The organism is Anaerobacillus alkaliphilus (assembly GCF_004116265.1).
In the GTDB taxonomy this organism is placed as follows: Bacteria; Bacillota; Bacilli; order Bacillales; family Anaerobacillaceae; genus Anaerobacillus; species Anaerobacillus alkaliphilus.
The window spans coordinates 32329-46761 of sequence record NZ_QOUX01000020.1; the positions used below are offsets into that span (position 1 = coordinate 32329).

Genomic DNA, 14433 nt, shown 5'->3' on the forward strand with positions numbered 1-14433 from the left:
GTATTATTCTAGTAAAATAGGAGGCAGGCAACAAATGAAATGGATAAAAGTAACACTCTTATTTTTATTATTGATCGGGAGTTTTCTTTCACCTATAAATAGTTTAGCAGATGAACGCTATCAAAGAGTTCTAATTATGTTTGAAGGTACCATTGATGAAGAATTGATAAAATCGAAGAACGGTCATGTTCTTGAAGAACTACCTTCAATAAATTCGGTAGTAGCAATGGTTCCTTTAGAACGGCTTCCATCACTTATGGTTCATTCGAAAATAAAATATTTAGAAGAAGATAAAGTGATCTCTGTTTCCTCACATTGGGTCGATTGGGGAACAGAGAAAATTGAAGCTTCAAACGCTTGGTCACAAAATTTAACCGGTAAAGGTGTTAGAGTTGCCGTCATGGATACGGGTATAGCACCACACACTGATTTAGACATAAAAAAAGGTGTATCATTTGTTTCCTATACGGACTCTTACGCAGATGATAATGGCCATGGTACTCATGTTGCTGGAGTCATCAGTGCGGGTAAAAACTTGCAAGGTTTAAAGGGGATTGCTCCTGAAACGGAATTATATGCCATTAAAGTTTTAGATCACGAGGGAAATGGTTATCATTCTGACGTTATCAAAGGAATTGAATGGGCAATAGCCGAGGAGATAGACATCATCAATTTAAGTGTCGGTGGATCAGAAGGTTCAGCTTTTCTAGAGGCAGCTCTCAAAAAAGCGTACGAGCAACATAATATCTTACTAGTTGCGGCAGCAGGGAATAATGGACACCCGTTAACAAGAGGAAATACCGTTGAATACCCTGCTAAGTACACTACAGTAATAGCGGTATCTGCAACAGATCGTTTTGACCAACGCCCAAGCTTTTCAGGTCATGGAACCGAAGTTGAATTGGCAGCACCAGGTGTCCGGATTCAAAGTACCTACTTAAACGGAGGTTACCAAACGTTAAATGGTACGTCTATGGCAGCACCACATGTCACAGGGATGCTAGCGCTTCTTAAACAAGCACAACCGTCAAAGACAAATGAGGAGTTAAGAAATCTCATTCGAACCTACACAGTCGATCTAGGCTCACCTGGTAGAGACTCGTTATTTGGTTACGGTAGAATTAAGTTTCCTAACCAAATCAAAATTGAATTACCTCCACCAACTCCGCCTATGAACGTAAGTTATGTAAAAACCTTTGAAAATGGAGAATTAATTCTTACGCTAATGTGGCAACATTCAGAGGCAACAACTTTTAAAATATATCGTAATGATAAAAAAGTTGGTGAAATTAGCGATCAACAATCGTTCACTGAAAAAATTACTCGAGGTGCTTATACTTACGAAGTTTCAGCAGTAAACGAAGACGGTCTAGAATCTAAGCGCGCATCTATTTATATTGAAAGTGAATATCAAAAAACAGCGAAATTATATTCAGATGTTAATGTAGGAGACTGGTATATTAGTGCCCTTCATCAGCTTCAAGAAGAAAGAATTGTAGGTGGCTATCCTGATGGCACGTTTAAGCCTAATCGCGCTGTGACAAGAGCTGAATTAGCTGCCTTTATTGGAAGAGCGTTAAAGCTAGATGGGACAAAACGAAGAACGGTGTTTCCTGATGTTCATGAGCCATTGTTTGCTTCAGGTTTTATCCAAACTGCACAGGAGTTGGGTCTGATAACTGGCTATCCAGATGGCACATTTCGACCAAACAACCCTGTGACAAGGGAAGAAGTAGCCGTATTTTTAACACGTGCCTTCAATTTATCGAAAACAACGAACCAAACATTCCCGGATGTAGATCCAAAACATTACACATTCTCTGCCATTCAACGGACTGTAGGTGAAGGGATTGCCACTGGTTATCCAGATGGGACGTATAGGCCAAAGCAACCAGTAACTCGAGCGGAGTTAACCACATTTTTAGCAAGAAGCCTAAGTAAGTAAAAAAGAACGACGTCCAAACAAAATGGATGTCGTTCTTCTAATTTATTTCATATGTAATGCTCTAAATAGGAAAACTGAAAACTCAGCCCTTGTCACTTCGTTTTTCGGGCGATATGTAGAGTCAGAATAACCTGAAGCAATACCGTTAGATGTTAGACGCTGAATGGCGTTATGTGCCCAATAAGTTTCTGGGATGTCAGTAAAGGAAACCTTCTTATTCTCATTCACTGTAAAATTAAACACTCGCGTAAATAATACTGCAATTTGTTCTCTCGTCAAAATTTCCTCTGGTCTAAAAACGTCGTCATAACCTCTAAAGTAACCAGCTTCTGTTACGGCTGTAATTGCTCCTGCAGCCCAATGATTTTCTGGGACGTCTTTAAAGCCACTTTTCTTATTTGATACGTTCATCCCTAATGCATTAGCGATAATGACAGATGCTTGTGATCTTGTAACAACCTCTCCAGGTAAGAAGAAACTTTGGTCATAACCGTTAATGATGCCTTTTTCACCGAGCCATTTAATTTGGTTATATGCCCAGTGATCAGTGCTAACATCATGATACTCTCCAGCAGGAAGGATGGCTAATACCATTTGGATTGGTTCATCAACAATTCTGCGTGCCCCAAGGTAACGAGAATTCCAGTAATGTGGATCATCTACAGAAGATATTGAGATACCATTACTAGAAGAAGCATGAATAAATTTACGGTCACCAACATAGATTCCTGAGTGGGATGGTCCTGACCTGTACGTTTCAAAGAAAACTATGTCACCAATCTGTAAGTCGCTTTTTTTAATTTTGTCACCAATATTGTATTGGTCACTTGATGTACGTGGCAAAGTAATTCCAGCTTCCTTAAATATATAATATAAGAAGCCCGAACAATCAAACCCACTTGGTGAAGATCCCCCGAACCGGTAAGGAACTCCTAATTGCTTTTTTGCCAAGGAAACAATTTCTTCATTTTTTGATGTTTGTGTGTAACCTTTTGGTGGCAGTAACGTCAGTATTAATGTAAGTATTAGAAAACTAGCTAAAAATTTCCTTATCACTGGAACACCTCTTTATGACATTTTGTTGATTCTTGTAAAAAAAGCTATGCTATAAGTCTACCATATGAAAAGGTTGTCTATTATTACAATCTCTTAACAATTTGGAAGTAGAGGTTTAATATACCATATTTTTTGGTATATTAATGAAGGAAATGAAATGTTTATCAACAATTGTCCACATATTCTGTTAATTTTCTTAAAATTTTTGAAAAATACTATGAAATTATTGGATAGTAATGTATGATATTGATAACTTATGTTACTAGTCCTCTAACCTTTAAGGTATAGCTATTATTACAAAAAATGTATTTCGTTGCACTTTTCTCAGGAAAATGGTTGACAATACATTTTGAGGAAATTATACTAATCTTGCAGGTAAAATTGGACTTAACTAATTTGGGGAGGCGAAGCTATTCGAAAAGAGAGTTAACTAGATTAATAGTCGGCACTTCGAATTAGTAGTTTTGTAGACAACCAAATTAGAAATATATTCGTACAGTAACTGTACATATTCAAGGGAGGAAATATTTAAATGGCTTATCAACCAAAGTCTTATCGCAAATTTTTAACAGCATCAGTAGCAGCAGCAATGGTGGCTACAGTTGCAGCACCACTAGCTCCTACTAGCGTAGAAGCTGCAGCTCCAACGTTTTCTGACGTGGTAGCTGGTCAATACTACACTGAGGCTGTAACTCAAATGGCAGCTGCAGAAATGATCAACGGTATCGGTGGAGGTAAATTCGGAACAACTAACGAATTACTTCGTCGCGATGCAGCAGTTTTATTCTCTCGTTCATTATTATGGGAAACTAAAGATGTAGCAGCTCCTGCTTTTACTGACGTACCTGCTGGTCAATACTACACTGATGCAATTGCAAAAGCAGTTGAGCTAGGTGTTATTACTGGTAAAACAGCTTCTACATTCGCTCCAAACGATAAATTAACTCGCGGAGACATGGCTGTATTATTACAACGTGCTCTTAAGTTAACAGTAGATCCAGAAGTAGAAGTACCTTTCACTGATATTGAAGGTAAATACTACACTGAAGCTGTTAAAGCTGTTTACCAAGCTGGTTTAACAACTGGTGCTACAGCTACTACTTTCAATCCAACTGGAACAGTTACTCGTGCTCAATTCGCTACTTTCTTATACAGAAGTGAATTAGTTCAAGAGAACGTTAAAGCTGAAATCAAGAGAATTGAAGATGCTAAAATTGGTGAAGCGGTAGTTACAAAAGTAGAAGCTAAGAATGCTACTCAAGTTGTTGTTAACTTCAATGTAGAAGTGAATGAAAGTTCTGCTAGAATACTTGCTAACTATTCAATTAACGGAGTTAATCCATCTGGAGTTGCTTTGAACTCTGATAAGAAGAGTGTTACATTAACATTCACTAATGCTTCTGATGTAGAGGTTTCTAACAGAGTACTTACAGTTCAACCAGTTACTACTGCCAAAGACTCTTTAGTAAGCACTAAACTTTATACTACAGTATTTAGCTATAAAGATGAAGTGAAACCTGAAATCGTAAGTGTTGAGTCTGTTACTTCTGGAAACACTGCTTCAACTTTAACGATTAAAGCTAGTGAGCCAATTCTTGCTGCAGTATTAAAGGTAAATGGTGCAAATGTAAGCATCAATTTCAATGGGTCTGATACAGCAACTGTTACTGGACTTTCATTAGACGCTACTAAAGCACACACTGTTGAAATTATTAACTTAACTGATAAAGCTACAACAGCAAATATCACTGCATATACTTCAAAAACATTTACACCAGTAGTTGATAAAGAATTACCAACAGCTACACTTTCAGCTCAAAGTGACAAGCAAATCTTAGTTACTTTCTCTAAAGCAATGAATGTAAACTCTGTTACGTCTGCTTTACAAAACGGTGTAGTTAAGAATGAATCATTAGCTGGTGTAACTAGTTTAACAGCAACTCTTGTTCCGAATTCTGGAAATAAACAATTCTTGATCTCGGTTACTGAAAATTTATTCGCTAATACAAACACAAGAACTCTTTATGTGGTTTTACCAAATTCAATTGAAGATTCTCTAGGAAATAAATTAACAGCTACTACTACTTCTGTTACATTAACAAAAGATACTGTGAAACCTGCTGCTCAAGGCTTCTCTGTTGAAAGAGATGCTAATGGTAATGTTACTAAGTTAGTTGTTGATTTTAGCGAAGGTTTAGCTGCTGCAAATGCAGGTACTCTAGCAGCTCCAACTGTAATCGATCAAAATGGTGTATTAGTAACTAGCTTACTTGGCGGTTTAACTTCTGACGCAGTGACTGCTGGCGACAAAAAAGTTAAATACACTGTTGCTACTCCTGGGAAATTAACTGGAACATATACTTTTAACTTCGCTGGAAGCTTAGTAAGCGACAGAGCAGAAACACCAAATAGATCTGATGCATTCACTTATAACTTTGATTTTGGTGCTGGTGCAGCTGCTCCTTCAACATTCACTTTAGCGAATAATGCAGTTACTAACCCAAGTGGAACTAAAAATGTTATCCAAGTAAACTTTGGTACTCCAGTATTAGGTGGAGCGGTGTTAAACTCTGCTACAGCATTAAGTAGCTATACACTAAACGGTTTAGCTTTACCAGAAGGTACTACAATTACTTTAAGCGCAAACAGAGAAGTTGCTACAATTACCCTACCATCTGTAGACTCTGTGAAAGCAAATGATGACACAGCTGTATTTACTGTAGCAAATGTTAAGGCTGTAAACGGTGCAATGCTTAATACTGCTGTTCGTACAGTAGCTATTGAGGACAATACTGCTCCTACACTAACTGCGGCTCAAGTAATTGGTAACTCAATTTACTTAACATTTGATGAGGCGTTAGACCCAGCTACTGCTGCTGATGCAAACATCGCTGCTGTATTACTTAACTATAAGATTACTTCTGGTTCTAACACTGTTGTTGCTGGTTCTGGTGTAGCAACTACTACAGTTGTTCCAAACAGCGGTAACAAACAACTTGTAATTACTTTTACAAATACTACTGACACTAACTTTAATGCATCTCAAACAATTACTGTTGAGACATTATCAACTGGTGATTTAACTGATGCAAACAACATTAAAGTAAGAGCTGGAGTAAAAGTTACTGCAACTAAATAATATACACATAAAAGAGCTACCCGTTTGGGTGGCTCTTTTTATTTTTCGGTTATTCCTTGAAACCATTCCTCTACACTAACGTCTAATAATATGTAGTTAATAATTTCCATAATTGCACTCTAAGTAATCTAAACCCTACACCAAATTTCTGTACTCAATCGATCATCCCAAAAATACCCTAATAAAAGAGGTGATTTATTCATCTAAAGCGAATTATTATTATAAAGTGTAAAATTATTCCTACTCTAAGGAGGTAGAAAAGTGGTTACAAAATTAAAGCAAACGGTCGTGGTCCTATTAGTGCTTTTGCTTGCTTTACCAAGTTATGTAGGTGCAAATACTCAGCCAATTAAGATTATTGTTGATGGTGTACCTATTAGTTCGGATCAGGCACCAATCATCGTTGATGGAAGAACGTTAGTACCGGTTAGGGCCATCTTTGAGGCATTAGATGCTAAGGTATCATATGTGTCGGCTACAAAACAGGTAATTGGAACAAGAGACAACACAACAGTTATCCTAACTTTAGGTTCAAATCGGGCGATTGTTAACAATGAAGTAAAGATCCTTGATGTACCCGCCCAAACAGTAAACGGCAGAACTCTGGTTCCTGTGCGTTTCGTAAGTGAGGCATTAGGGGACGACGTAAAGTACAATGCTAGTCGAAGAGAAGTGGTAATAACAAGGAAGTACTCAAGCAATGTGACAGTAAAAGATGTCAACAATTTTGGGGATGGGCGCGATATAGAAGTCAGCTTTAACAAAGCACAGAATGAAGCTCTTGTTGATCATTACCGCATTATGATGGTGAAAACGTCGAAAGCAAATTCTTTTACATTAAGTAATGCTAATCAAACCTCTAGTAATTACTACACTTATGTTGCTAAAGAGGGTAAAAATATCAAACGAACGTTGAACAGTTATACAATGGATACTGACGGAGCATATATACAAAGTGGGGTATCTTATACTGCATTTATTTTAACAGTAGGAAGAAATGGTTCTGTTAATACTTTGGAAAGAAGCTCTAACTCTGTTACCTTAAATACTTCAAGAACCTTACCACAAATCACTAACCTTTCAGTAAATGATGTTAGCGACTATGGTGATGCTCGTGATATTGAAGTAGATTTTACTAGATTATCAGATGAAAGCTATCTACTAGAGTACCGTGCGATTATAGTTAGAGCAAATGAGGCAAACTCTTTTAATCTAACCAGTGCAATGGAACTCCCTTCATCCAATTATACGGTTATTCCAAGACGAGGAACAAATATCAAAGAGACATTACAATTTCAAACCAGAGACCACCAAGGAAGATTTATCGAAACAAATACTGCCTATCGAGTATTTATCTTAGCTGTTGGAAGTCCTGGAAGTGGCTATGGAAGCTCTTTATCTAGACAATCCAACGAAATTCGTTTATCAACAAACCCTGAAGAGATTAGAGTAACTGGTGTTGAGGTGCGTGATGCTGGTGACTATGGTGACGGACGTGACCTTGAGGTTAGCTTTTCAATTCCTCGAAATGAATCAAGAGTTAGTGAGTACAGAATAATGGTTGTACCGACAAATGAAGCAGGTAACTTTAATATTTCTAGAGCCAACAATCTCACGTCGAACCAATACACAGTTGTAGGCAAGACTGGATTTAATATTCGTACGACACTACCTTCATATGCCAGTGATGTGAACGGTAGACAGATTGAATCCAATCGTTCATATCGCGTATTTGTTTTTTCATATGGTGGTGCTGCTAATAGCTATTACAATTCGTTATCGTATTCGTCAAATACAGTTACTTTAACGGAGAATTTCCAAGCTATACCAGTTACAAATCTTCAAGTCTCGGATGTCAGTAACTTTAGTGACGGTAGAGATCTACAAGTTAGTTTTAACAGAGTATCAGACGAGACGATGATCCAAGAATATCGGATTATGGTTGTAAAAGCTGCGCAGGCAAATGCGTTTACCTTAGCAATTGCCAATAACGTTTCTTCTAACAACTATACCTATGTTGCAAAAACTGGCTCAAATATCACAAGAACTTTATCGTCAACTAGTACCGATGCTTATGGAGACTTAATCCGTGAAGGCGTAGATTATAAAGTGTTTGTCTTATCTGTTTCAGCAGGAGGAAACACTGCCAATGCTCTTTCAAGTGCGTCTCAAACGATCCGACTAACCAATAATACAGTCGTTGATACCGTGTCTAATGTAGTAGCGGAGGATATAGCAAATGCTGGTGATGGTAGTGATATGCAAGTAAAGTTTAACAAATTACCAAACGAGTCAACACTCCAAGAGTATCGAATTATGGTTGTTAAAACTGATCAAGCAAATTCCTTCAATCTAATTGCAGCAAACAATGTTCACTCAAATAACTACACAAGAGTGACAAAAACAGGCTCGAACATTACGCAACGATTAGCGTCAACTACAAGGGATATTCATGGGAATTTAATCCGACCAAGTGAGCCATATAAAGTGTTCGTATTAGCAGTATCAAACGTTAGCGGTGACCGTAATACACTTTCCCAACCTTCTAGTGAGATTATACTATCAAATCCAGGTGTCGATGTTGCGACAGGAATTACCGTATTTGATATTGGAAACAATGGAAACGGTCAAGATATAGAAGTGAACTTCCTGAAAGCAGCAAACGAAACCCCAATCTCGTATTATACGGTATTGGTTGTTCGCTCTCATGAAACGGCAAACTTTACGTTAGATCAGGCAAATGCTGTTCCAGTGGCCAATTACACAAGAGTAGATAAAACTGGCAGTAACTTAAAAATTACTCTACCATCGACAGCGCGGGATGTGAGAGGTAACCTAATTACAAATGGGGTAGCTTATAATATCTTTATACTATCGGTAGCCGATGGTACGAATGCTACTAAGAATTCCTTATCAGCTCCATCTAGTTCGATTACGTTAGCTAACAATTAATAGTAGAGAGTACTTCCAAATTGGAGGTACTCTTTTTACTTTTTTAGGTAAATTCCTGTAGTAGAAAGAAAAAGTAGGCTATAATAGACTTTATTAGATTAGAACGAGGTGCCCCATTGAGAGTAAAAGAGTTAGTATTGACGATTCTTCCACCGATCGTATGGATCGGTATGATATATTTTGCTTCATCCCAGCCATATGAACAGCAGGATTTACGCCCGATATTGGGAGAGATGGATTTAAGCTTTGTTGAGCGTTGGTTTTCTTGGGTTTCCTTTACCTATTCAAATACTGTTATAAGTATTGAGAATAGAGGTGTAACAGGTTTTGTAGAATTTTTCTTGCGCAAAGGTGCTCATGTTTTTGTTTTCTTTGTATTGGGATTTTTGATTTTTAGAGTGCTTAAGCTTTTCAAAATAAAAGCAGTGCCACAGTTCTTTTTAACTCTATTATTTATTATAGCTTTTGCCTCTATTGATGAGTTTCGCCATTTTCATCACCCTAACAGAACTGGATTAATAGAAGATGTCATCTTAGATACAGTCGGTGGTCTTCTAGGAATTTCCACAGCGTTATTTTTACAAAAAATAAGAGAGCGCTAGAAAAAGTTAAGTGTCAGAGCACCACATCGGTGCCTGACACTTTTTTTGACATACCCTATGAGCTGTTTTCATATATATTACAGACATTCAGCTCAGGGGGGATTTCGTTGCAGAAAAAAATAGTTATGTTATTTATCGTTTTATTCATTACAACATTACCTAGTTATGGACAAGCGACAACTTCAAAGACACTCGATGCTTATGTAAAACCGTTTTTTATTCAGTATGAAAACCAAGAAATCCTGGCAGAGCATGATATGCTCACAATTCATGGTCGAGATTACTTTCCATTAGTAGATTTGTTAAAACTGTTAAACGGCAGTGTGAGGTTACTAGATGAAAAGATTGATGTACATCTAGTACCGAATGTAAAGCAAACTAACTTTATCGAAGTTACCAGACCTTTACCTAAAAAAGTACAAACACTAATTTTACCAACATTTCAAGAGAGCATCCAAGCCGGAGCCGGAGCTATTATTGAAAACGATCCTTCAAACATTATGTTCTCGAAAAATGGCAATGAAAAGCACTATCCTGCAAGCACCACTAAAATTATGACAGCGTTAGTTGCCTTAGAAAAAAGTGATCTAAAAGAAAACGTAAAAATAAGTCAGGATGTTCGAAATATTCCTTCCGACAGCTCTAGAGCAAATGTCCGTCCTGGAGATGTAATGACGCTAGAACAGTTACTATTTGCCATGATGGTTCCGTCTGGAAATGACGCTGCAGTGGCTGTAGCTGTTCATATTGCAGGGTCGGAACGAGAATTTGCCCAATTGATGAATCAGAAAGCGAAGGAGTTAGGGGCAACAAACACAAATTTTGTTAATTCACATGGTTATCATGATCCAAACCAGTATACGACAGCCATAGATTTAGCGAAAATTACATATGCTGCTACGAAACACCCACAATTCTTACAGTTTATCTCAGTTCCAAGCTACCGAGCTACCTATAAGAATAGTAGTGGTACTACGGTTACAAGAACATGGGAAGCGACAAATCAACAGGTGAGAAAAGATCGGCCTAATTACGCTCCTAATATTATTGGAGGAAAGACGGGCTATACTAGTGCTTCTCGACATACATTGGTAAGTGTGGCAGAGAAAGACAGCAACCAATATATTACTGTAATATTAAGAGGGGATCCAACAGGTAGATATGTCGATACCCAAAAGCTAGTAAAGAAAGCGATAGCTGCACGCAAAGCTAATAATGAAAAATACAGTGTACCAATAAAGATTACATATGTGGATCGCGAGCTAGTAGTTAATGGGAAAAGCCAAGTCTTGGATCAGCAAGTATTTACCTACCAGGGGAGACTATACATGCATATGGATACAATTCCTCTCTTAACAGAAAAGGTAAAGGAAGTGACTGTTAAGCAAGAAGATTATAAGTTGGTGCTTGACCAAATCATGGTCCCGCATATTAATGACTTACTCCTTTTCCGAGACAGCCGGTTGTTCTTACCTTTTCGTGCTATATCGGAGCACTATGAGTTTGCAGTGAACTTCAATAAAGATGGTGGTGTAATAAAAGCTAGTAAACAGGGTTTTGAAATAAAACTGACAATCGACTCCAAAACAGCTGAAGTAAATGGTAAAAAACTTGTTCTAGATAGCGCCCCTTTCATTATGAATGGTACTACCTATTTACCAACGAGGTTTCTAGCAGATACGATATCTGATAGCTTTGATTGGGGAATAGGTCATACCTTAGTTCTAAAGTAGGGAATTGGTCCATATATTAGCATAAGTGGAAAACAAACATATATCGACAAACTTCGACAAATTGTCGTATAATAAATTTGCGATAAGATTTCGGTTGCTAAGTCAACCTTACTAAGCTGCATTCTTTGGTTGGGAATGCAGCTTTTCTGATTCGACAAATTCCGAGGGGTGCCTGTCACCACCCGACAAAAGTCGGGTGGTGACAGGCACCCCTCAATGAATATTTCTCTCTCTTTATGGATAATAAAGAAGAGAGGGGGTGGTAGGAATTAGTGCGCAAAAAAAACTTACGTACATAACGGTCTTTGTTTTTATTTTATTATTTATCCTTCGTCTTCCTTATATTGACAATCCGCCTTTTGAACGCTATGAGATGTGGAGACAAAGTGATACAGAATCGATGGCGAGGAATTTCCTTGATGGGAAGTTTAATATCTTTTACCCGCAATTAAATTATGACGGCCCAGCACCGAATTATGTTCAACTAGAATTCCAGCTCGTTACGTTTATAATTGCCATCCTATATAAGTTTTTTGGGTACCATTACGAAATAGCAAGATTTGTACCAGTTTTATTCTTTATGGGGTCGGCTGTATATCTGTACCTCATTGCCAAAAGATATTACGGACAACTTGCAGCAATTATGGCCACATTTCTTTATGGTGTGTATCCACTAAATCTATATTTCTCAAGAGCAGTAATGCCCGAAACAGCAGCTTTATTCTTTTACATAGGGGCTTTTTACTACTTTGACAGTTGGATTAGAAAATCAAAAAATTCGTCAATCATAGCAGCTGCCCTATTTACAGCATTGGCAATTTCTCTAAAGGTTCCAGCTGTCTTTGTTGGTATTCCAATGCTAGTAATGGCAGTTGTAAAATATAAAGAGAAGGTCTTTAAAGTGTGGCAACTCTATTTCTTTGCAGTCGTTTCACTATTACCTCCATTCGCTTACTTTAAATGGCTTGAAACAATCTCTACTAAGGCATTTGTGTCAGGAATTGCATCAAAGCATATCATTCCGAAAGCTGGTTTTGCGATCTTCACTGAGGAAGCCCAGCGATTTTTCACCACAAAGATGCCGGAATCTTTAACCTGGGTTGGGATCACTTTATTTTTCGTCGGTTTATTCGTAATCAAATGGAAGCGTGAATATCCAATTGGAGTTTGGGCGATTGCGATGATTATAGAAGTGTTACTTATCGTATCGATCATTCGCTTTAACTATTACCTTGTATTTATTACACCATTAATGGCAATTCTTTCAGCGAAGGTATTAGTGAGCATTTCTAATAAAAAAGTTGGTATGGTTACTGTCGCCGTGTTTCTATTGTTATTTGGGTCCTGGAATTATTATCAGGTATTGCCCCGGTTTGAATTAAATGATAATGTCTTAGGCCAGGCCGAGGTTGTCAAAACGTTGACCGATAAGGATGATTTAATTATTATTGCTACACTTGGTCCTGAACTCCTCAATGCTAGTGAAAGAAAGGGATGGCGTTTCCATCTTCCAAGTGACAGAAAAGATTTTGAAACCTGGAAGCTAAGGCTTGAGATTTTAACAGGTAAAGGTGCGAAATATTTTGTTCCAGCAGGTGGCTATATTTATGCAGATGAAGGAGCAAGGTTTAAAACGTATCTTGAAGAAAACTTTGAAACAATAGAAGCGGGGAAATTTACGTTTTACAAATTACAATAATAACAAGAGACTATCCGAGGTGCTCATTCTAATAAGCAACTTGGATAGTCTCTTTTATCTGTTTAGGATAATTACTCCGACTATGATAAAGGCAATACCAGCAATTTTTGCAGTCGTAAAAGGCTCTTTAAATAGAAAATAAGATAAAACGACGACGTTGATGTAACCAAGACTGACCATGGGATAAGCGTAGCTTAAGTCGAATTTGGTCAAAACCTTTACCCAGAGAACGAAACTGGAGCCAAAAAAGAGTAGCCCGATAATAATCTCTGGTACACGGACCATTCGAATTAGATCGGTAATAAGCGTTTGTGGATGTAAAGCGAGCGTGCCTAGTTTATTGGCCCCAATTTTTAAAATAACTTGTCCAATCGAACCTAGTAAAACAGAAACAATAATAAGAACTAATTTATTCATGGATACTCCTATTCTAAGAGAGGTGGTTTTTTAACTTTCTTTAATAACTTAAAATAGCCAACAATCGTTTTTACGACAGGTAGTTTGCTGTCCCCTTCTTTTAGGTGGTACTCAAGACGCAATGGAAATTCTCCCGCATGAACACCTATTTTGCTAAAGCGAGCCAAAATCTCCACCATGCATTCAAACCCATTTGTCGTAATTAGCTTTCCGCCGTATATTTGATAAGCCTTTTTCAGATAGCCGAGCCGATAAGCGCGATACCCACAAGAATAATCATTTACATAAGGTATCGGATAGAATGTTTTCAAAAAAAGCTTCGCACCACGACTATACACCTTGCGAATGGCTGAAAGTCCAATTTCTTTTCCACCCTTCGTAAACCGGGAAGCGATCACTACGTCAAGGTCCTCATCATCTAATTTTTTTACTAGCCCAGGAATGATAGCAGGATTATGAGTGTTATCAGCATCAAGTGTAATCAAGATATCCTGATCAGCAAATGTCTCAACAGCATGTTGAAATAAGGTTTGCATAGCTTTCCCTAAGCCTTTGTTTACGTCGTGGTTGATGTATTGGACAAAAGGGTATTGTTTAGCATAGCTTTTCAAGACTTCTTCAGTTTGATCTGAACTACCGTCATTTACGATCAGTATAGAAAACGATTCAGGCACCTGGTCCTTTAAAGCGATCATCTTATCAAGTAATTTAGGCAAACCATTTTCTTCATTATAAGCCGGTAAGCCCACAACTACTCTCCGTTCCATGCTCATGTCGATCACCCTATAAAAGTATTTTTAGAAAAAAATCCCTTACTAAGAGTCTGAACTTAACATCGAGAAATTATACCGCTAGCAAATGCTGAAATGTACGCCCGAAAAATGTCAGTA

General features: G+C 37.7%; 9 protein-coding genes. 6 read left to right on the plus strand and 3 right to left on the minus strand.

Annotated features, from left to right (window positions below):
- Positions 1-34 precede the first annotated feature (34 nt).
- Positions 35-1945 carry a S8 family peptidase gene (locus DS745_RS04920; RefSeq protein ID WP_129077172.1) on the plus strand — a complete coding sequence of 637 codons (1911 nt, stop codon included), beginning with the start codon at positions 35-37 and terminating at the stop codon, positions 1943-1945.
- Between the two features lie 42 nt (positions 1946-1987).
- Here DS745_RS04920 and DS745_RS04925 read toward each other — a convergent pair whose 3' ends face one another.
- Positions 1988-3001: a C40 family peptidase gene (locus tag DS745_RS04925; RefSeq protein ID WP_129077173.1), complete on the minus strand. Its 1014-nt coding sequence runs from the start codon at positions 2999-3001 to the stop codon at positions 1988-1990.
- Between the two features lie 532 nt (positions 3002-3533).
- Here DS745_RS04925 and DS745_RS04930 point away from each other — a divergent pair.
- The 5 genes from DS745_RS04930 to DS745_RS04950 all read left to right on the plus strand — a co-directional run bounded on the left by DS745_RS04930 (position 3534) and on the right by DS745_RS04950 (position 13126).
- Positions 3534-6140, plus strand: a complete 2607-nt coding sequence (locus tag DS745_RS04930) for an S-layer homology domain-containing protein (RefSeq protein WP_129077174.1) — start codon at positions 3534-3536, stop codon at positions 6138-6140.
- 261 nt (positions 6141-6401) lie between these two features.
- Positions 6402-9092: a copper amine oxidase N-terminal domain-containing protein gene (locus DS745_RS04935; RefSeq protein ID WP_129077175.1), complete on the plus strand. Its 2691-nt coding sequence runs from the start codon at positions 6402-6404 to the stop codon at positions 9090-9092.
- Between the two features lie 116 nt (positions 9093-9208).
- Positions 9209-9694, plus strand: a complete 486-nt coding sequence (locus DS745_RS04940; RefSeq protein ID WP_129077176.1) for a VanZ family protein — start codon at positions 9209-9211, stop codon at positions 9692-9694.
- Positions 9695-9801: 107 nt separating this feature from the next.
- The gene (locus DS745_RS04945; RefSeq protein ID WP_129077177.1) at positions 9802-11427 is read left to right on the plus strand and encodes a stalk domain-containing protein; all 1626 of its coding nucleotides are present in this window, start codon (positions 9802-9804) and stop codon (positions 11425-11427) included.
- 259 nt (positions 11428-11686) lie between these two features.
- A complete protein-coding gene (locus DS745_RS04950; RefSeq protein WP_129077178.1) occupies positions 11687-13126 on the plus strand; it encodes an ArnT family glycosyltransferase in 1440 nt (479 codons plus the stop codon).
- Between the two features lie 54 nt (positions 13127-13180).
- On the opposite strand, the gene DS745_RS04955 is transcribed toward DS745_RS04950, so the two are convergent.
- A complete protein-coding gene (locus tag DS745_RS04955; RefSeq protein WP_129077179.1) occupies positions 13181-13543 on the minus strand; it encodes an EamA family transporter in 363 nt (120 codons plus the stop codon).
- A gap of 8 nt (positions 13544-13551) precedes the next feature.
- The gene (locus tag DS745_RS04960) at positions 13552-14310 is read right to left on the minus strand and encodes a glycosyltransferase family 2 protein (protein WP_129077180.1); all 759 of its coding nucleotides are present in this window, start codon (positions 14308-14310) and stop codon (positions 13552-13554) included.
- Positions 14311-14433 lie beyond the last annotated feature (123 nt).

Excerpts from the sequence above, each read along its gene's own strand:
- DS745_RS04920 (WP_129077172.1), top strand. The coding sequence starts at position 35 with ATGAAATGGATAAAAGTAACACTCTTATTTTTATTATTGATCGGGAGT.
- DS745_RS04930 (WP_129077174.1), top strand. The coding sequence starts at position 3,534 with ATGGCTTATCAACCAAAGTCTTATCGCAAATTTTTAACAGCATCAGTA.
- DS745_RS04955 (WP_129077179.1), bottom strand. The coding sequence starts at position 13,543 with ATGAATAAATTAGTTCTTATTATTGTTTCTGTTTTACTAGGTTCGATT.
- DS745_RS04960 (WP_129077180.1), bottom strand. The coding sequence starts at position 14,310 with ATGGAACGGAGAGTAGTTGTGGGCTTACCGGCTTATAATGAAGAAAAT.